21 protein-coding genes are annotated in these 17,617 nt (G+C 57.9%); 14 read left to right on the top strand and 7 right to left on the bottom strand.

Translation table 11 applies throughout. The features are described 5' to 3' along the window. Positions 1–211 precede the first annotated feature (211 nt). Positions 212–1,093, top strand: coding sequence for a branched-chain amino acid aminotransferase (locus tag V6582_RS05325; protein ID WP_156631525.1), 882 nt, complete (start codon positions 212–214; stop codon positions 1,091–1,093). A 31-nt stretch (positions 1,094–1,124) separates the two neighbouring features. Here V6582_RS05325 and V6582_RS05330 read toward each other — a convergent pair whose 3' ends face one another. Both V6582_RS05330 and V6582_RS05335 read right to left on the bottom strand, forming a co-directional pair. Continuing rightward, positions 1,125–1,832 carry a DUF3592 domain-containing protein gene (locus V6582_RS05330; protein ID WP_156631526.1) on the bottom strand — a complete coding sequence of 236 codons (708 nt, stop codon included), beginning with the start codon at positions 1,830–1,832 and terminating at the stop codon, positions 1,125–1,127. Between the two features lie 107 nt (positions 1,833–1,939). Continuing rightward, a complete protein-coding gene (locus V6582_RS05335; protein ID WP_156631527.1) occupies positions 1,940–2,863 on the bottom strand; it encodes a diguanylate cyclase domain-containing protein in 924 nt (307 codons plus the stop codon). Positions 2,864–3,231: 368 nt separating this feature from the next. Between V6582_RS05335 and V6582_RS05340 the strand changes: the two genes are divergently transcribed. From V6582_RS05340 to V6582_RS05350, 3 genes are all read left to right on the top strand, one after another. Further along, positions 3,232–3,585, top strand: coding sequence for a YkgJ family cysteine cluster protein (locus V6582_RS05340; protein WP_156631528.1), 354 nt, complete (start codon positions 3,232–3,234; stop codon positions 3,583–3,585). Between the two features lie 275 nt (positions 3,586–3,860). Further along, positions 3,861–4,463, top strand: coding sequence for a superoxide dismutase (locus V6582_RS05345; protein WP_015915312.1), 603 nt, complete (start codon positions 3,861–3,863; stop codon positions 4,461–4,463). Between the two features lie 93 nt (positions 4,464–4,556). Continuing rightward, positions 4,557–5,027, top strand: a complete 471-nt coding sequence (locus tag V6582_RS05350; protein ID WP_234889646.1) for a GNAT family N-acetyltransferase — start codon at positions 4,557–4,559, stop codon at positions 5,025–5,027. Here V6582_RS05350 and V6582_RS05355 read toward each other — a convergent pair. After that, positions 5,014–5,457: a winged helix-turn-helix transcriptional regulator gene (locus V6582_RS05355; RefSeq protein ID WP_420360179.1), complete on the bottom strand. Its 444-nt coding sequence runs from the start codon at positions 5,455–5,457 to the stop codon at positions 5,014–5,016. The genes V6582_RS05350 and V6582_RS05355 overlap by 14 nt on opposite strands. Before the next feature lie 82 nt (positions 5,458–5,539). On the opposite strand from V6582_RS05355, the gene V6582_RS05360 reads away from it, so the two are divergent. After that, positions 5,540–6,154 (top strand): FMN-dependent NADH-azoreductase, encoded by a 615-nt coding sequence (locus V6582_RS05360; protein ID WP_156631700.1) that lies wholly within the window; start codon positions 5,540–5,542, stop codon positions 6,152–6,154. 68 nt (positions 6,155–6,222) lie between these two features. Here V6582_RS05360 and V6582_RS05365 read toward each other — a convergent pair whose 3' ends face one another. Further along, on the bottom strand, positions 6,223–6,720 hold the full coding sequence (locus V6582_RS05365) for a GNAT family N-acetyltransferase (protein WP_156631529.1): 498 nt from the start codon (positions 6,718–6,720) through the stop codon (positions 6,223–6,225). Positions 6,721–6,823: 103 nt separating this feature from the next. On the opposite strand from V6582_RS05365, the gene V6582_RS05370 reads away from it, so the two are divergent. From V6582_RS05370 to V6582_RS05380, 3 genes are all read left to right on the top strand, one after another. Further along, positions 6,824–7,714, top strand: a complete 891-nt coding sequence (locus tag V6582_RS05370; RefSeq protein WP_156631530.1) for a metallophosphoesterase — start codon at positions 6,824–6,826, stop codon at positions 7,712–7,714. A 171-nt stretch (positions 7,715–7,885) separates the two neighbouring features. Further along, a complete protein-coding gene (locus V6582_RS05375; RefSeq protein ID WP_156631701.1) occupies positions 7,886–8,335 on the top strand; it encodes a c-type cytochrome in 450 nt (149 codons plus the stop codon). Between the two features lie 69 nt (positions 8,336–8,404). After that, positions 8,405–9,319 carry a c-type cytochrome gene (locus V6582_RS05380; protein ID WP_156631531.1) on the top strand — a complete coding sequence of 305 codons (915 nt, stop codon included), beginning with the start codon at positions 8,405–8,407 and terminating at the stop codon, positions 9,317–9,319. Between the two features lie 56 nt (positions 9,320–9,375). On the opposite strand, the gene V6582_RS05385 is transcribed toward V6582_RS05380, so the two are convergent. Both V6582_RS05385 and V6582_RS05390 read right to left on the bottom strand, forming a co-directional pair. Continuing rightward, a complete protein-coding gene (locus tag V6582_RS05385) occupies positions 9,376–9,636 on the bottom strand; it encodes a hypothetical protein (RefSeq protein WP_156631532.1) in 261 nt (86 codons plus the stop codon). A gap of 112 nt (positions 9,637–9,748) precedes the next feature. Continuing rightward, positions 9,749–10,237, bottom strand: a complete 489-nt coding sequence (locus V6582_RS05390) for a GNAT family N-acetyltransferase (protein ID WP_060718978.1) — start codon at positions 10,235–10,237, stop codon at positions 9,749–9,751. A 367-nt stretch (positions 10,238–10,604) separates the two neighbouring features. Here V6582_RS05390 and V6582_RS05395 point away from each other — a divergent pair, with 367 nt between their 5' ends. Both V6582_RS05395 and V6582_RS05400 read left to right on the top strand, forming a co-directional pair. Continuing rightward, positions 10,605–11,705 carry an AAA family ATPase gene (locus tag V6582_RS05395; protein WP_156631533.1) on the top strand — a complete coding sequence of 367 codons (1,101 nt, stop codon included), beginning with the start codon at positions 10,605–10,607 and terminating at the stop codon, positions 11,703–11,705. Beyond that, positions 11,702–12,352, top strand: a complete 651-nt coding sequence (locus V6582_RS05400) for a DUF4276 family protein (protein WP_156631534.1) — start codon at positions 11,702–11,704, stop codon at positions 12,350–12,352. The genes V6582_RS05395 and V6582_RS05400 overlap by 4 nt, the downstream gene beginning before the upstream one ends. Before the next feature lies 1 nt (position 12,353). Here the strand turns inward: V6582_RS05400 and V6582_RS05405 are convergent, their stop codons facing one another. Continuing rightward, entirely contained in the window at positions 12,354–13,172 is an 819-nt protein-coding gene (locus tag V6582_RS05405) for a class I SAM-dependent methyltransferase (protein WP_156631535.1), read from the bottom strand. 189 nt (positions 13,173–13,361) lie between these two features. Between V6582_RS05405 and V6582_RS05410 the strand changes: the two genes are divergently transcribed. The 4 genes from V6582_RS05410 (at position 13,362) to V6582_RS05425 (ending at position 17,543) form a co-directional block, all read left to right on the top strand. Beyond that, positions 13,362–14,501 (top strand): ABC transporter substrate-binding protein, encoded by a 1,140-nt coding sequence (locus tag V6582_RS05410; RefSeq protein ID WP_420360180.1) that lies wholly within the window; start codon positions 13,362–13,364, stop codon positions 14,499–14,501. A 62-nt stretch (positions 14,502–14,563) separates the two neighbouring features. Further along, complete coding sequence (locus V6582_RS05415) at positions 14,564–15,715, top strand: ABC transporter substrate-binding protein (RefSeq protein ID WP_156631537.1); 1,152 nt, start codon at positions 14,564–14,566, stop codon at positions 15,713–15,715. Then, positions 15,715–16,794, top strand: a complete 1,080-nt coding sequence (locus tag V6582_RS05420) for a FecCD family ABC transporter permease (protein WP_156631538.1) — start codon at positions 15,715–15,717, stop codon at positions 16,792–16,794. Before V6582_RS05415 ends, V6582_RS05420 begins: the two co-directional genes overlap by 1 nt. Then, the gene (locus tag V6582_RS05425; protein WP_156631539.1) at positions 16,788–17,543 is read left to right on the top strand and encodes an ABC transporter ATP-binding protein; all 756 of its coding nucleotides are present in this window, start codon (positions 16,788–16,790) and stop codon (positions 17,541–17,543) included. Before V6582_RS05420 ends, V6582_RS05425 begins: the two co-directional genes overlap by 7 nt. Positions 17,544–17,617: the final 74 nt, after the last annotated feature.

The raw sequence follows: 17,617 nt of genomic DNA on the forward strand, positions 1-17,617 counted from the left end.
AAAACACCGAAGCCATCGGTGAAACCCGCCATTGCTGATCGTCATCCCACTGTATTCATGGAGACATTTCGAAAGACGGGCCGTCTGTGCGGGTCCAGGGCGGCCGACCGGCCATTTTTGGGGGCAAGTGCTGCCAGCGCTTTGCATTTTCTCCTTGACGTTGCGGGAGCGAGCTTGTCTTTTGCCGCCAAATACGATCCGGAGACTGAGAATGACCGTCGACACCACCCCGCGCACCCCCACCTGGACCTATGTCGATGGCGAATGGCTGTCGGGTAATCCGCCGCTGATCGGGCCGACCTCGCATGCCATGTGGCTCGGCTCGACAGTGTTTGACGGCTCCCGCTGGTTCGACGGGATCGCGCCCGACCTCGACCTGCATTGCCAGCGGATCAACCGGTCTGCCTTGGCCATGCATATGCAACCAACCATGAGCGCCGAGGAAATCGAGCGGCTGGCCCGCGAAGGGGTTGCCAAGTTCGATGGCAAGACCGCGATCTATATCAAGCCGATGTATTGGGCTGAACATGGCGCGCCGGGATCGGTCGTGGCGCCCGATGCCGCTTCCACCCGCTTTGCGCTTTGCCTGTTCGAGGCGCCGATGCACACAGCCACGCCGCACACGCTGACCGTCTCCCCCTTCCGCCGCCCCTCGCCGGAATGCGCGATGACCGACGCCAAGGCCGGCAGCCTCTATCCCAATTCCGGCCGGATGATTCTGGAGGCCCGCGCCCGTGGCTTCGACAATGCTTTGGCGCTGGACATGAATGGCAATGTGGCGGAAACCGCCTCCTCCAACATCTTCATGGTCAAGGACGGCGTGGTCTTCACCCCGATCCCCAACCGCACCTTCCTGGCCGGTATCACCCGTTCGCGCGTCATCACCCTGCTGCGCCAGGCGGGTTTCGACGTGCAGGAAGTCACACTCAGCGTCGCCGATTTCCTCGGTGCCGACGAAGTGTTCACCAGCGGCAATTATTCAAAGATCGCCCCCGTTTCCAGGCTTGACGGCCGCGATTATCAGGAAGGCCCCGTGACCCGCAAGGCCCTGGATCTCTACATGGACTGGGCACGGTCCGGCAGCGACATGTGAGGGTCGGCGAAGGCTTAGCCCGTCTTTTCTATCAGGCCGGTTCGGCAAGGATGCCGGACAGATCGATCAAATGGCGTTTCGGCTTGGCCGGATCGACCAGCACCCGCAGCTTGCGGCCCTTCAACTGCTCCGTCGGATCGACCCAGATAGGACCGCTTCGGTAGCGCCGCAACTGCCCGGTTTTCGGGTCGGGTCCTTGGGCCACGACCCGAAACGGAAACACGCCGTTAACGTTCAGCTTCTGATCCTGAATTACCTGCAGGAATTCGGCTTCGATCGGCTTGCCAAAGCGCCTCAACCAGGCATTTTTCCGGCTCTTGGCAATCAAAACGATCAGGAAGACTCCACCAAGCACGGCACAGAGCAATCCGAGGCCCGAAAACATAGCGGGAATGAAATATCGGCCCCAGGCGTCATTGATGATCGCATGTCTTGGCGATTGCGGATCATAGAGTACATCCACCTGATCGCCTTTGCCAAAACGTGGCGGATTAGACCACACCCGGTCGGCCATTTCCTGCTGCTCGCCATTTGCATCGGTAAAGCGAACGATGGCGGTATAGGAGTTGTGTTTATTATCAAGGTTTCGGTTACGGATAAGATCAGTAACCACACCTTCGGCATGCAGCGCCCGCGCTTCGAATTGGCGGTCATAGTAATAAATACCACCGCCAACCGCGACAAATGTCAGACCGTTCATCAAAAAGAAGACGCCACCCCACTTTATAACCTTTTCCATGCTGAAATCCCCCAAGACCCAATCTGAGAGGAGATAGGAGGAGACGCCATTTCGGCAAGCCCCGGTTGCGGGCCGGGATAAAAGTTTAATGCTTGCGGTAGCTCGGATCAGTTAGCCTCAGTCTTACTGTAACAGCACAGACGGCCACGGCCAGCGCTCTTGGCGCGGTAAAGGGCAATATCGGCGGCGCGTGTCAATTGCGCCGTCTGCTTTCCATGGTCTGGAAACAGGCTATAACCAAGGCTGATGCCGACGAGCAAGGACTTGCCCTCGAACAATACCGGCTGGTCGGCGCAGGCGATCAGCTGCTGCGCAAGCCTTTCGGCATTGGCATCCGGCGCATCGTCATCGTTGCAAAGAAACAGAAACTCGTCGCCACCGAGCCGGGCGGCGAAATCGTTGCGGCCGAGCGCGGCGCGGAAGCGGCAGGCCATTTCCTGCAACACGGCATCGCCAGCCGCGTGGCCATAGGTATCGTTAATGACCTTGAACAGATCGAGATCGCCAATCAGCACCGCAAACCGGCCCCTGCCCTCGCTTTTGATGGCCGTCAGCCGGTCGAGCTGAGCCTCGACGCTGGCGCGGTTGGCAAGGCCAGTGAGAATGTCGTGGCTGGCAAGATAGGCCAGCCGACGCGCCGCGACGATCTGCTCGGTAATATCCTGCTGCACCGAAAGGATCATCCGGTCTTCGATCAGCCGGTCTTCCACCGCAATGATCCGATCGCCGATTTCAAGCTGCTCCCGGCACAGACCGCCATTATCGACAAGACGCTCAACCAGCGTCTGAAAATACTGGACCGGATCGGTATTCCAATGGGCGAGCGCCCCGGATTGGACAAGATCGCGGAAGCCACCCGCCGGGGTCAGATGCTCAGCATAATCGTGCAATGTCCGAAACGGCGTGTTGGCAAACAACAGGCTCCCGTCCAAACGCATCAGGGCGACGGCGACGCCCATATTCTCCATCGCAAGCGCCATCGCCTCATAGTGATCAATGTCGGTCCGCGGCGCGGCGGCGTTCTCTTCCATTCACGACCCTTAAGAGCATTTCAATGTCCAACAGCAACACCGAGATACTCTATCTCCTTGTTTTTGCGCATTTCCAGAGACCACAGCGCAGCTGGACATGCTTCAGAGCAAGCACGCACATTAACCGCCAATTCCTAACCTTTGGTTGTTTTAGCGTGCATTAATTTTGGCATAGTCCTGGTAAAACTTCCATCTGCTTTTTATCCGCGCACAAGTCCGCTTCAGAAAAAATCATCGATTCCGATTGAAGAAATTACGCGTTACAGCGCCGGGTGTTTTATAAAACGCACGGTGCTGTAACGCTTTAGATCTGCTGCATAATTCCTTAAATCGATTCCGATTTAAGGAATTATGCAGTAAGACAAACCATGCTTGAAACCTCACCGCCCGAAATTTTCGATTGTCAGACCTGCGGCGCCTGTTGCGCCTATCAGGCGGATTGGCCACGCTTTTCGCTGGAAAGCGATGAGCAACTGGCGAAAATCCCTGAGAAATTCGTGGCGGCGGATCTGAGCGGCATGAAATTCGAGGTCGATGCGGCTGGCAAAGGCCGCTGCGCGGCGCTGACTGGCGACCTTGGCAAGCATGTCGGCTGCGGGGTTTACGACGTCCGCCCGCAGGTCTGTCGTGACTGCATGCCCGGCGATCCCGAATGCAAGATTGCCCGCAAAGCGCTAGGCTTTCCCGTCGACGACCTGCCGGAACCGGATATTTATGACTGATGCCACAGGCTTCGCCTGTTTGCTTTATTGTACAGAGACCGATTTGAAACTGTCATCATTGCGCGGGTAAAGTGGGTCGATGGAGCAGTGATCAAGGCTCTCGCGCCATGCGCCCAGCAGGACTGGAACATTATACCATCCAAGGGATTAACCGGGGAAGGAAACTTCCCTAGAGGGAGCGAATTTACCATTTGGCAGGTTGCCTCTTGTGCCCTGCAATCCTATGGTCCGCTCGCTCACGATTTCCATACTCGATGCCAAGAGGAGATTTTATCATGGCTTTCGAACTTCCCGCACTTCCCTACGCTTACGATGCACTCGGCCCGTTCATGTCGGCCGAAACGCTGGAATTCCACCACGACAAGCATCATCAGGCCTATGTCACCAACGGCAATAATCTGCTGAAGGATTCGGGCCTTGAAGGGCTTTCGCTGGAGGAAGTCGTCAAGCAGTCCTATGGCAAGAATGCCGGCCTGTTCAACAATGCCGGTCAGCATTACAACCACGTCCATTTCTGGAACTGGTTGAAGAAAGACGGCGGCGGCACCAAGCTGCCCGGCAAGCTGGAAGCAGCGATTGCCTCCGATCTCGGCGGCTACGACAAGTTCAAGGCCGACTTCATCGCCGCTGGCACCACCCAGTTCGGCTCCGGCTGGGCCTGGCTCTCCGTCAAGGACGGCAAGCTGGAAATTTCCAAGACCCCGAACGGCGAAAACCCGCTGATCCATGGCGCATCGCCCATCCTCGGCGTCGATGTCTGGGAACATTCCTACTATATCGACTACCGCAACGCCCGCCCGAAATACCTGGAAGCCTTCGTTGATAGCCTGATCAACTGGGATTACGTGGCCGAGCTTTACGAAGCCGCCACCAAGTAATCGGCGATACCATATTACCGACGATAATAGGCCCGGCCGCTTGATGCGCCGGGCCTTTTTTATGGAGCGAAACATCAAGTCGTGCAGGAGAAAATGATTAAATTCACAGGGATGTCCGACGAGGACTACAGTCACTACCTCACCTATTTCATTGCGGATTACGCTGCCGAAATCGCCCTCAATTATAATGTCGCCGAGGGCGAGGCGTTAAAACGGGCAGAACACGAGATCGCTCAAAGCCTGCCGCACGGCCCGAAAACTCCGGGTCATGCGTTGCTTAACATTGTTGACAAGCAGCACCAGACGATCGGCTATCTCTGGTATCGCTTCGACGAAACGGCGAAATCCGTGTTCATCCTCGATTTCTATGTCTTTCAGGCCCATCGCGGCAAAAGCCAAGGCAAACAAGCCCTTGCCGCCCTGGAAACCCTGTTGGCGGAGGAAGGATACCGCGAAATCAAGCTGCGGGTCGCTGCCGACAACGACCGCGCCCGGCATATCTATGAATATGGTGGCTTTCGTGTCACCGGCGTCAACATGGCAAAGCAGATCAGGGCTTCCTGACGCCTTGCTTCTTTGCCGCCTTGTCGAAATTGTCGCGGGCCTTGGCAATACACGCGTAATTATCAAACGCCCAGTGGCCAAGCGCCTCGATCGGCTGGCGCAGCGACTGGCCGAGATCGGTCAGTTCGTAATCCACCCGGGGCGGAATGGTGGGAAACACGGTGCGCTTCACCAGCCCATCGCGCTCCAGCCCACGCAGGGTCAAGGTCAGCATGCGCTGCGAAATGCTGCCGATCCGCCGCTTCAACTCGTTGAAGCGCTGCGGGCCATGGGCCAGCATCATGACGATCAGCACGCTCCATTTATCGCCGATGCGGGTCAGCACGCTGTTGACCGCCTCGCAGCTGCTGCGCTGGTTGACGGCCGCCATGGAAACCTCCGGCGCGGCTGTCGGTTCGGATGTGGTTACATTGATGTGCCCGAGTTCCAAGTCTGTGCCTCCTTGCGCCCGATTGGCAGTTACCATAAGTGTGTCGGTATTGATTTTATACCACAAGGAAAGGTCGATGACCATGAAACTTCTGCATCTCGATTCCAGCGTGCTTGGCCCCTATTCCGTCAGCCGCGACCTGTCGGCGTCGATTGTGAAGACCCTCAGCGAAAAGACCCCTGGCCTGGACGTGACCTACCGCGATCTGGCCGCCAATCCGCTTCCGCATCTCTCCGGCCTGACTCTGGCCGCTGCCATGGGCAATTACGATGCCAGCAATGACGAAGCCACCAAGGCCGATCTGGCGCTGGGCGGCGAAGTACTGGAACAGTTCCTCACCTCCGACGTGGTGGTCATCGGCGTCGGCTTCTACAATTTCGGCATTCCGAGCCAGCTGAAGGCCTGGATCGACCGTATCAGCGTTGCCGGCAAGACCTTCAAATACGGCGCTGCCGGTCCAGAAGGCCTGTGCGGCGGCAAGCGCGTGGTCGTTGCCATCTCGCGCGGCGGCATCTACAGCCAGGGTCCTGCTGCTCCGCTTGAACATGCCGAAACCTATCTGAAGGGCGTCTTCAGCTTCCTCGGCATCACCGATCTGGAATTCGTTGTCGCCGAAGGCGTCAACATGGGCGAAGAAGCCAAGGCCGCCGCCGTCAAGGGCGCCAAGGATGCGATCGCGACCCTGAAGGCCGCCTGATCACCTTTGTCACTTGCCTCAAGGCGCAGCGGCATCACCGCTGCGCCTTTGCTTTATGGTGCCACGCCTTATGCCACCCTGGCCCAACGCTCGTGATCGCGCCATTCTCCGCCGATTTTCAGATAGCGCCTGGAAAAACCTTCCTTCTCAAAGCCGCACCGCGCGACAAGCGCAAGCGAGCGCAGGTTTTCCGGCTGGATATTGGCCTCGATCCGGTTCAGGCCCACCTCCGTGAAGGCATGGGCGATGACCGCGTTCAGCGCTTCCGTCATCAATCCGCGCCCGCCAAAGGCCGCCATGCCGTAATAGCCGAGATAGCAGCTTCTGAAATTGCCCAGCACGATCTGACTCAAGGTAAAGACCCCGACCACACCGTGGCTGTCTGACTCTCGGGCAATCAGGCCGATCATCGCGCTGCTCACCGTCTGGCTCAGATAGGCCTCAAAACCATCGATATCGGTGAAGGGTGCCGCCCAGGGCGCATGGTAATCGCGGCTGGCCAGATTGGCGGCCACCAGGTCCGGGCCGTCAGCGCGGCAGATGCGGGAAAGTGTGATCGTTGACATAAGAGCGCTCCGATGAAAGGCGCCGATGTATGCGCCCGTCATCCACAGCGCAAGCCTGTCGCCGTCATGCGGCTGTTACAGCCGGGGCATAATGCGGCGATACATGAAACCGACCGCGATGCGCACCCCCATGCCTCAACTCCGTCTCGGGCTGATCGCCGATCCGCAATATGCCGATCTGCCGCCCAATCTGGCCGCCAACCGTTATTATGCCTTGAGCCTCGCCAAGATGCAGGCGGCCATCGACGTGTTCAACGCACAGGCGCTGGATGCCGTGCTGCTGCTGGGCGACCTGATCGACCGGGATTTCCGCAATTTCGCCCCGGCCCTGAAAGTGCTGGAAGGTCTGCGCCACCCGCTGATCGCCCTGCCCGGCAATCACGATTTCGCGGTCTCTGATGCTCAAAAATCGATGGTGCGCGATGCGCTGGGCATGCCTTCCCCTTACTTCGACCGGGTGATCAACGGTATCAGGCTGATCTTCACCGATGGCTGTGAAATCTCCACCTTCTCCGTGGCGCGCGACGATCCCGCCAGGGAAGTGGCGGTGCGCCAGCTTCTGGCGCTGAAGGCAAAGGGCGCGGCCAATGCGCAGGACTGGAACGCCGCCATCAGCCAGCCGCAGCTCGACTGGTTGGAAAGCCACCTGACGCTAGCGCATGCCGCAGGGGAAAAGGCCATCGTCTTCGGCCATTATCCGCTCCATCCCTTCACCGACCACGCCCTTTGGAATGCGCAACAGGTGGCCGACGTGATCGCCGCCGCGCCTGCCGCCATCGCCTATATCAATGGACACGATCATCGCGGTGGTTATGGGATGTTGGGCGATACCCATTTTATCACCCTGAAAGGCATGGTGGATGGCGAGGAAGACACTGCCTTCTCCATTCTGACGGTCGATGCGGATACAATCGGCCTTCAGGGCTTCGGTCGTGAGACTGATCGGGTCTTGCCGCTCGGCTTTGCCGAGGCGCGAAAAGCTTCCATAATATAATTGCTATATCAACAACTTGCCCATCACCGGCATCACTTGCTTGTGACTTTATTTGTGTTTTGATTTACCGTCATGATGAGGTCATCGAAAAAGAGAACGATGACACACAAACTGAGACGCGCCGCGAATTCGGCCATCAACAGGAGAACGACGATGACACGAGGGTTTGGCATGAAGAAGCTTGCAACCATGGCCGCCATTGGTCTCTGTCTTGGCGCCGGCCTCAGCAGCGCGGTCAGCGCCGCTGATGAGCCGCAGGTGGTACGCGCCGGAATGATGAAGAAAGTCGGCGGTGCCATGGGCCAGCTGGCCGCTATCGCCAAGGGCGAAAAGCCCTATGACGCCGCCGTGGTCAAGGCTTCGCTGACCACGATGGAAGAGGTTGCCAAGGCCTTCCCGGAACAGTTCCCCAAGGGCTCCGAGACCGGCTTCAACACCGAGGCCAGCCCGAAGATCTGGGAAGACCCGGCCACGTTCAAGACCAAGGCCAAGGCGCTTGAAACCGCCGCCGCCACGCAGCTCGCCACCCTGCCCGCCGATCAGGCCGGAGTTGGCGCGGCAATGAAGAGCATTGGCGGCACCTGTGGCGATTGCCACCAGACGTTCAGGCTGAAGAAATAATTTCACCCCATGAAGAGACCCGTCCGGGCAACCGGGCGGGTTTGATATATAAAGAAATTGGGGATGAGCATGGCTGGAACGGCAAAATTCGGCATCGCGGCAGCGCTCGTCGCAGGCGTGGCATTGGTCGGCGCCTATGTGTTTGCCGTGGCACCGCACCGCCAGCCCGCCACCGTCTGGGCCGCGACCACGGCACCCGACCTTACCAATGGCAAGCGGATGTTTTTTGCCGGTGGCTGTTCCAGCTGCCATGCGGCACCCGGTGCGAGTGGCGATGCGCGCCTGCTGTTGACCGGCGGCGTGGCGCTGAAAACCCAGTTCGGCACGTTTCATGTTCCCAATATTTCGCCGGACCCCAAGGCCGGGATCGGTCAATGGACGCTGGCCGAATTCGGCGATGCCGTCACCCGTGGGATCGGTCCTTCCGGCGAAAACCTGTATCCGGCCTTTCCCTATACATCCTATGCGCGGATGAAGCCGCAGGATGTGGCCGATCTCTATGGCTATCTGAAAACCCTGCCCGTCAGCAGCAATGTCGCGCCGCCGCATGAGCTTGGCTTTCCCTTCAATCAGCGTCTTGCGCTGACCGGCTGGAAACTGCTGTTTCTAAACGATAAACCGCGCGTCACCCTGGCCTCTGCGGATGCGCAGGTCCAGCGCGGCCAATATCTGGTCGAAGGCCCCGGCCATTGCGGCGAATGTCACACACCTCGCAACGTGATCGGCGGACTGAAGGTGGATCAATGGCTGGCCGGTGGGCCAAACCCCGAAGGCGAAGGCCGCATCCCCGATATCACCCCCGGCTCCGACAGCATGGGTAAATGGTCAAAAGACGAGATCGCCAGCTATCTGGAAACCGGATTCACCCCCGATTTCGACAGTGTCGGCGGCTCGATGGTCGAAGTTCAGAAAAACCTGGCCGAACTGCCAGCCGAAGACCGCGCAGCAATTGCCGCCTATCTCAAGGCCATTGCGGCGAAGTGAGATGGGTTTCTTGACCGGCACGCAGACGCCTGCCGTCCAAAGCTGGGAAGCCAAGCTCAATGCTGCGAAACCGGGTTTCTCGACCATTCCTGCAATGTGGTCCTGATCAGCAGCAGTGCCGCATGGCGGGCCTGATCGCGCTCGGGCGGATCGACGATACCGGCAAGCCGCGCCTCAAATGTCCTCACGGTTTCGCGCACCCAGCGATGCAGAGCGGGGTCGGAATGCCGATCGAGCAGGCTGCGGATAGCGCTTTCTATCCGCCGGTTTTCCATGGCGAGTGTCTGGACCCTTGTCTGGTCCGTCGTCTTGAGCATTGCCGAAGTCATTGATATCGTCACTTTCACCTTCTTCAAGAAGGTCTAATGTAATGAGCCGGGCTTGCCTCAGGCATGCCCTTTTCGGCCTATGAATGTCGGGTAGCGGCTGTCAGGCCAGCGCCTGAATGTAGCGCATGCCGGTCACAGGCCGGGCGGAGAAATCCATCTGCTCGTAGAAGCGATGGGCGGCGAAATTGCCGGTGGCGGCGGACACTGAAAGGTAATCGCAGCCGGACTGGCGCGCCACGTCACGGGCACGGGCAATCAGATGCTGGCCAATGCCATTGCCCCGCTGACCGTCACGCACATAGAGATGCAGCAGCTCCATGCCGCGCTTGCCTTCATGAGCCCTGTAAAGCGGCATCAGAATGGCGTAGCCGATCAACTGTTCACCACCATCGGCCACAAGTGCTGTGATCCACGGCATGGGGCCGAACAGGTCGCGTTTCAGCGTTTGCGGGGTCATATCCGAGGCATCACCGTGATGGGCGGCCAGCGCCGCAATCATCTCGTTCAACTCCGGCAGATCGCCGGGCTGGGCATTGCGAATGCTGACCATCGTTGGTCTTGGCAGGGTAATGTCGCTATCTTCAGTCATGGCTGCTTCCCTCTTGAAATACCGCCGTCAGGGAAGCTCGTTCAAACAACAAGGCCGCCTGACGGCGGCCTGTTGACACAATGATCTGTCAGGCCGCCGGCTACCGGTAGGCCCAAAAATACGTGCAGGAAATGGTTGTGCGCATGTCGATCATGATTGATAGATGCGCCCGCTTGACGGAAATGTCAAGTTCATGAGGAAATGTTAAAAGCGCTCATCTTGTGGCTATTAGAATTGACCCTCTGCGTCGTATTCTGCATATGAAAGAGGCATGCACTGTCGATTTGGCTTTGCCTGCGTCTATTTACCGAAAAATGCCTTTGTTAAAGCGCATCAGAAGTACAAACCCGGATAGAAGGCACAAGACATGATTAAGCAGCTTAGCGGCTCCGATCAGATCTCACGCCTTGTTCTGCGTGGATACAAGTCCATTTCAGAATGCGATATCCCTATGGGTCGGCTCAATGTGCTGATCGGCGCCAACGGCGCAGGCAAATCCAATTTTGTCGGTTTTTTTCGGCTGATAAATCGGATTCTCGATGAACAATTGCAAACCACTGTCGGTGTCGCTGGCGGACCAGATGCCATATTGCACTTCGGTCGAAAAAAAACTGCGGACCTTCAGGCTGAACTCTATTTTGGCAACAACGGCTATCGCTTTACATTGCAGCCTACCCAGGACAACAGAATGATGTTCCTTCGAGAGGCCCTTTGGTGGAATATGAAAGGTGAACATCGCCCCGCGTCTGGCCATTTCGAAACAGTCTACAAGGAGCGCAAAACTTTCGGAACCATATGGGAATATGTTGTTCCCGCTATGCGCAGCTGGCGTGTTTACCACTTTCACGACACCAGTAGCAGTGCCGTCGTCAAACAAATTCACAATATCAATGACAATGAATTTTTGCGTGATGACGGACGTAACCTCGCTGCCTTCCTACTACGGCTGAAAAATCATCATCCTGAAAACTACAGTCGGATCGTTAAAGTTATACGGCTCGTCGCGCCATTTTTTGGCGATTTTCACCTCCGCCCCACGGTAAGAAACAGTGAGCGAATTCAATTGGAGTGGACCGAAAAAGGTCAAGATGAGCCATTCCCTGCCAGTGCACTCTCCGATGGCACGCTTCGCTTCATTTGCCTTGCTACAGTCCTTATGCAGCCTGACGATTTTATGCCCGCCGCCATTCTGATCGATGAGCCTGAATTGGGCTTACATCCTTTTGCAATTACTGTGCTCGGCGGGCTTATGAAGTCAGCCTCTCAGGAACATCAGTTGATCATCTCAACGCAATCGGTTGAACTGGTCAATGAATTTGATGCCGAAGACCTCATTGTCGTTGATAAGCGCGGCGGCTCATCCACCTTCACCCGCCCAGAGACCAAAGAACTCTCCGCATGGCTGGAGGATTACAGTCTGGGTGATTTGTGGAAGAAGAATATTCTGGGTGGGAGACCGGGACGATGACCCGCGTCTATGTGCTGGTGGAAGGCCAGACAGAAGAAGCCTTTATCAACGAATTGATGCTTGAGCATTATGCTCACCAGCAACTGTATCTTTACCCCGTCATCGTGACCACAAGCCCTGGGCATAGAGGGGGTGTGGTCAGCTATGCCAAAGTGAGGCCGCAGATTGAAAGGCTGTGCAAGCAACACCCGACAGCCTGGGTGACAACGATGTTTGACCTTTACGCCCTCCCCGCTGATTTTCCGGGCAAGAGCAATGGTAAATATCCGGCTTTTCCAAGTGGCAGGGACAAGGCTGAATTTCTGGAGATGGCCCTTTCCAAGGATATTGCGCAGGCAAATTATATTCCGAACCTGCTCGTTCATGAATTCGAGGCGCTGTTATTCAGCAGCGTCAGCGCCTTTGAAGAATGGACCGACAATGATGATGTGTTGAAGCCGTTGCGGACAATAAGTGCAATAACCGCGCCCGAGGATATTAATGACAGCCCTGCCACGGCACCCTCGAAGCGCATTCTGGCAGCCATGACCGATTATCAAAAAACCGTCCATGGTCCTCTGATTGCCTGCGCGATTGGTCTCGACGCTATTCGCGCTGCATGCCCCCATTTCGATGCGTGGCTGAACAAGATCGAAGACTTGAGCTGATTCACCGCACCGCGCAAATCGCATACCTGTGCTGGGTTGCCCGTTCCAGACCTTTCAAAAACCCGAAATTGGCGCGTTGCGCCCGGTTGATGGCGCGCAGGTCTGTATCAACCGTTACGGAGGAAAAACCTGCCTGTTTCAGCAGGGCCACCACGGCGTCAGCCCTGGCGCCTTGGGAAAAGTAGACCCGTGAGAGAATGCTCCTGTGGGTTTCCACCAGGGACGATGCCGGGCCGTGATGGGCAAGCGACTTGCCGATGCCAAGGCGTGTTGCCAGCCTGGCCAGCAGACCGGTAAGTTTGGCGAGCGGGCTGGGATTGACGAAATCGCCATCGACGATCAGCAGCTTGCCGCCGGGTTTCAGCACGCGGTGCCATTCCCTGAAGGCTGCGAGCGGGTCGACCAGCGTCCACACCAGATGACGGTTGGTGATGGCGTCGTAGCTTGCCTCCGCCTCCATGGTGTTTTCGGCATCGCCGATCAGGAAACGGATATTGCGGCCACGCGATTTGGCTTTGGCGCGGGCGCGTTCCAGCATTGGTTCAGCCCAGTCCATGCCGGTGACCGAAAACCCGAGATCATCCAGCAGATGCGAGACGACACCGGTGCCCGACGCCAGATCCAGCACCTTGCGACCCTCGCCAGCGCCGACGTTGCCCACCCCTAGATGCTTACGGATCAGCGCATGCCAGGCGGCGCGCTCGTCTTCTGAAAAGATCTCGTGGCCCGGCTGGCTGTCAAAGGTTTCGGCGCGGGCCGACCAATAGGCCTTGATCTCATCTTTCAGGTGGTAATTCTGTTGCATTGCCGTCTGCGTCATGCCCGCGAAACCCCTAAAAATCTTTGGAATTCTTCTAAAAGATATTTCTTGACTGTTAAAGTCATAAAAACATAAATCCACGGCGAAACACTGTGCAGGTCGCGAAAGCGGGGACCGGTGGGGACGCCATCCCGCAATCGGACTTGTACATAACACTTGCGAAACAGCATATTATATTTGGAGGCAAACGTGTTCAACGTTCATGGGGTGGCTTGCGCCGCAGCACTTTCGCTTGCGCTTTTTTCAAGCGTGGCAAACGCCAGCGATCTGGTGAAGATCAAGGACATTACCGGTCGTGAGGTCGAGGTCAGCGTGCCGGTGGAGCGGGTCATCCTGGGAGAAGGCCGCCAGATCTATTTCACTGCCGCCCTCGACACGGAAACACCATTCAAGCGCATCGTTGGCTGGCGCGACGATTTCCAGAAGGCCGATCTGGACGGATACAATGCCTATCTGGAAAAATTCCCGGAAATGGCAAAAATCCCGACCTTTGGCGGCATGAAGGACGGCACATTCGATATCGAACAGGCCGTGACGCTGAAGCCTGACGTGATCATCATGAATATCGACGCCAAATCGGCGACGGAAGAAAGCGGCTATATCGAAAAGCTCGCCAAGGTCGGCATTCCGCTTGTCTATGTCGACTTCCGCGAAAAGGCCATGGAAAACACCGATCCGTCGATGCGGCTGATCGGCAAGCTCTACGGCAAGGAAAAGCGCGCCGAAGAGTTCGTTGAGTTCCACGATACGCAGATCAAGCGCGTCACCGAAACGCTGGCCAAGGCCAAAGACCTGAAAAAGCCTGTCGTATTCATGGAACGGGCCGGTGGCTATAGCGACGATTGCTGCATGTCGTTCGGCAACGAGAATTTCGGCAAGATGGTCGAGCTGGCCGGTGGCGTCAACATGGCCGGAAAGATCATTCCTGGCACGTTTGGCACCGTCAATCCCGAGCAGATCATCGCCTCCAACCCCGATCAGGTGATCGTCACGGGCGCCAATTGGGAACTGTATGTTCCCGGCGGCAAATGGGTGGGCGTCGGCCCGGGCGCTGACAAGGCTTTGGCGACCAAGAAGCTGGCTGACCTGATGAAACGCCCCGCCTTTACCGATATCAAGGCGGTGAAGGATGGCAATGTCCATGCCATCTGGCATCAGTTCTACAACAATCCCTATCAGTTCGTCGCCGTGCAGCAGATCGCCAAATGGCTGCATCCCGAGCTGTTTAAAGATCTGGACCCGGAAGCGACTTTCAAGGAATTGCATGAGCGCTTCCTGCCGGTTGCCTACCGTTCCGGCTATTTCGTCTCACTGAATACGGGGCTCTAATACTTTCAAAGGCTTCCGGCGGCTGAAACTTGCCGCCGGAATTTATATCAAGAGGTTTGTTGATGACTTTCAGGATTATCATGCGGGCGCTCGTCGCCCTTTTGCCGTTTATGGCAAACCCCGCATTCGCCGCCGAGATCACCGATGTCGCTGGCCGCACCGTGACGCTCGATCTCCCAGCCAAGCGGGTTCTGGTCGGCGAGGCCCGGCAGATCCACACCATCGCGGCGCTGGCCGGGGACAAGACCTTCGATACCATTGTCGGATGGCGCGATGACATGGTGAAAAAGGACCCGGACAGCTTTGCGGCTTATGTCGAGCGCTTTCCTGAGATCGCCAAGCTGCCGCAATTCGGCTATCTGCCGCAGGGCGGTTTCAGCCTGGAAGCGGCAATTGCCCTGCATCCCGATGTGATGACGCTTAATCTGGAAGTCTTACAGGCGGCCCGTGAGAGCGGGCTGGAGGAAAAAGCGGCTGCGGCGGGCATTCAGGTCGTCTATGTCGATTTCCGTCTCGACCCCGACAAGAATACCGAGAAATCCATTGAAATTCTCGGCCAGATTTTTGGCGCAGAGGACAAGGCGAAAGAGCTGATCGCCTATCGCCGCCAGCAGATCGCAGTTGTCACCGACCGGCTGGCCGCTGTGAAAGACCTGAAACGCCCTGCTGTCTTCATGGAGCGCGCACCGGGCAATGATGCCGAAGGCGGTTGCTGCCGCACGTTCGGCCCGGCCAATTTCGGCCAGATGATCGAGATCGCTGGCGGGCATAATATTGCCTCCGACATCATCTCCACCACCTTTGGCGAAATCAGCATCGAACAGCTGATCGCCTCCGATCCGGCCCAGATCATCGTCACCGGCTCCAATTGGCTGGCCGAATCCAAGACCAACCGTTTCGTGCATGTCGGGCGGGGTGCCGATCCCGAGAAGGCCCGCGCCAAGCTGCAAACCTTGATCGAGCGCACCGGCTTCGACGGGCTTGCCGCCGTGCGCAACCGCCAGGTCCATGCCGCGTGGCATCAGTTCTACGGCGTACCCTATGAATTTGTTCCCATCCAGCAATTTGCCAAGTGGTTTCACCCGGAGCTGTTTGCCGATCTTGACCCTGACCGCACCTTCCGGGAGTTTCACCAGAAATTCCTGCCGGTCGCCTATAAGCCGGGCTATTTCGTCTCAATGAACCCGTCGGATGACGAAAAAGGATCAAACTGATGACTGTTGCCATTGAGAGCACCGCTGAGGTGCAGGATGAAGGAAAGGGGCGTAGCCAGTACCGCGCGCTGACGGCCAGGCGCGTCACCATTCTCCTGTGCCTGCTGGCGGCTCTGGCCACAAGCGTTGCCGTTGATATGGCGCTCGGACCGGCCCGCTACACGCTCTCCCAGGTGCTTTCGGCGATTTTCACCCCCGATAGCGTCACCAACCAGATCCGGGTGGTGATCTGGGATATCCGCATGCCGATTGCGCTGATGGCTGTCACCGTCGGTGCCTGTCTGTCGCTGGCGGGTGCGCAAATGCAGACCATTCTCGCCAATCCGCTGGCAAGCCCATTCACGCTCGGCATTTCGGCCGCCGCCGGTTTTGGCGCGGCGTTGGCGCTGGTGGGCGGCGTCGCGGTGTTTCCGGCAGCCATTGAATTCATGGTGCCGATCAACGCCTTCCTGATGGCCATGCTCGCTTCGCTGTTCATCTACGGCGTTTCGACCATGCGCGGCGTGACGGTGGAAACCATCGTGCTGCTTGGCATTGCGCTGGTTTTTACCTTCAATGCGCTGTTGTCGCTGCTCGAATATCTGGCCTCGGAACAGGCGCTGGCCGCCGTGGTGTTCTGGACCATGGGCAGCCTGACCAAGGCGACCTGGATGAAGGTTGGCGTGACCTTTGCCGTGCTGGTTGTCTCGGTGCCGCTGTTTGCGCGCCGCGCCTGGGCGCTGACGGCGCTGCGGCTGGGCGATGACAAGGCAGCCAGCCTTGGCGTCAATGTCCGGGCGCTCAGACTGGAAACCATGATGCTGGTCAGCCTGCTGGCCGCCATTCCGGTGTCCTTCGTTGGCACCATCGGCTTTGTCGGTCTGGTTGGGCCACATATCGCCCGCATGCTTGTTGGTGAAGACCAGCGGTTCTTTCTGCCCGGCTCTGTCATCTGCGGGGCCTTGCTGCTGTCCGTCACCTCGGTCGTGTCGAAAATGCTGATCCCCGGCGCCATTCTCCCCATCGGGGTGATCACCGCATTGGTCGGCGTTCCCTTCTTCTTCTCACTGATTTTCACCAACAGGAGGCGCGCATGGTAAGCCTGAAGCTCGACCGCGTCGGCGCCCGCTATGGCCGCGCCCAGGTCTTTGAAGACATCAGCACCGATTGGCTGACCGGCGGTGAAATGACCGCCCTGATCGGCCCGAATGCAGCGGGCAAATCCACCCTGTTCAAGCGCATTGCCGGGCTGATTTCCGGCCCCGGCGTGGTTGCCGTGGAAGACGTGCGCGATGGCCACCGCCCGATCTGTTATATGCCGCAGGATACCGGCGCCAATGCGGTGCTGACGGTCTATGAAAGCGTGCTGCTGGCCGCCAAGCAAGGCGGCGGCTGGCGGGTGGCCGATGGCGAACTCAACGATATCGACCGGATTCTGGCCGCATTGCGCATCTCCGATCTAGCCTTCCGCGACCTCGGTGCGCTCTCGGGCGGTCAGCGGCAATTGGTGGCGATTGCCCAGGCGCTGGTGCGCAAGCCCGAAGTGCTGCTGATGGACGAGCCAACCTCGGCGCTCGACCTCTTCCGGCAGATCGAAGTGCTGGAATTCATGCGCAAGATCGCCACCCGCGAAGGCATTGCCGTACTGATCGCGCTGCACGACCTCAACCATGCGCTTCGCTATTGCAGCCGCACCCTCGTCATCGGCGGCGGCAAGCTGATCGCCTCCGGCCCCACCGAAGACGTCATCACCCCCACCCTCTTGCGCGACGTCTACCGCGTCGATGCCCGCATCGAGGCATGCAGCCAGGGACGCTTGCAGGTGATTGTTGATGGGGCTTTGGTGTGACAATTTAGAGATCGAGTGGAATTATACCGCAGATATAAAGCTCTACAGCGAATGAGGCTGTCACGCATTCATTC

This window comes from Agrobacterium vitis (assembly GCF_037039395.1).
In the GTDB taxonomy this organism is placed as follows: Bacteria; Pseudomonadota; Alphaproteobacteria; order Rhizobiales; family Rhizobiaceae; genus Allorhizobium; species Allorhizobium vitis_E.

Coding starts and splice junctions, on each gene's coding strand:
- V6582_RS05405 (WP_156631535.1), bottom strand. CDS start 13,172: ATGACGCAGACGGCAATGCAACAGAATTACCACCTGAAAGATGAGATC.
- V6582_RS05420 (WP_156631538.1), top strand. CDS start 15,715: ATGACTGTTGCCATTGAGAGCACCGCTGAGGTGCAGGATGAAGGAAAG.
- V6582_RS05425 (WP_156631539.1), top strand. CDS start 16,788: ATGGTAAGCCTGAAGCTCGACCGCGTCGGCGCCCGCTATGGCCGCGCC.
- V6582_RS05325 (WP_156631525.1), top strand. CDS start 212: ATGACCGTCGACACCACCCCGCGCACCCCCACCTGGACCTATGTCGAT.
- V6582_RS05385 (WP_156631532.1), bottom strand. CDS start 9,636: ATGCTCAAGACGACGGACCAGACAAGGGTCCAGACACTCGCCATGGAA.
- V6582_RS05370 (WP_156631530.1), top strand. CDS start 6,824: ATGAAACCGACCGCGATGCGCACCCCCATGCCTCAACTCCGTCTCGGG.
- V6582_RS05365 (WP_156631529.1), bottom strand. CDS start 6,720: ATGTCAACGATCACACTTTCCCGCATCTGCCGCGCTGACGGCCCGGAC.
- V6582_RS05415 (WP_156631537.1), top strand. CDS start 14,564: ATGACTTTCAGGATTATCATGCGGGCGCTCGTCGCCCTTTTGCCGTTT.
- V6582_RS05395 (WP_156631533.1), top strand. CDS start 10,605: ATGATTAAGCAGCTTAGCGGCTCCGATCAGATCTCACGCCTTGTTCTG.
- V6582_RS05345 (WP_015915312.1), top strand. CDS start 3,861: ATGGCTTTCGAACTTCCCGCACTTCCCTACGCTTACGATGCACTCGGC.
- V6582_RS05375 (WP_156631701.1), top strand. CDS start 7,886: ATGAAGAAGCTTGCAACCATGGCCGCCATTGGTCTCTGTCTTGGCGCC.
- V6582_RS05350 (WP_234889646.1), top strand. CDS start 4,557: ATGATTAAATTCACAGGGATGTCCGACGAGGACTACAGTCACTACCTC.
- V6582_RS05360 (WP_156631700.1), top strand. CDS start 5,540: ATGAAACTTCTGCATCTCGATTCCAGCGTGCTTGGCCCCTATTCCGTC.
- V6582_RS05380 (WP_156631531.1), top strand. CDS start 8,405: ATGGCTGGAACGGCAAAATTCGGCATCGCGGCAGCGCTCGTCGCAGGC.
- V6582_RS05390 (WP_060718978.1), bottom strand. CDS start 10,237: ATGACTGAAGATAGCGACATTACCCTGCCAAGACCAACGATGGTCAGC.
- V6582_RS05335 (WP_156631527.1), bottom strand. CDS start 2,863: ATGGAAGAGAACGCCGCCGCGCCGCGGACCGACATTGATCACTATGAG.
- V6582_RS05330 (WP_156631526.1), bottom strand. CDS start 1,832: ATGGAAAAGGTTATAAAGTGGGGTGGCGTCTTCTTTTTGATGAACGGT.
- V6582_RS05400 (WP_156631534.1), top strand. CDS start 11,702: ATGACCCGCGTCTATGTGCTGGTGGAAGGCCAGACAGAAGAAGCCTTT.
- V6582_RS05340 (WP_156631528.1), top strand. CDS start 3,232: ATGCTTGAAACCTCACCGCCCGAAATTTTCGATTGTCAGACCTGCGGC.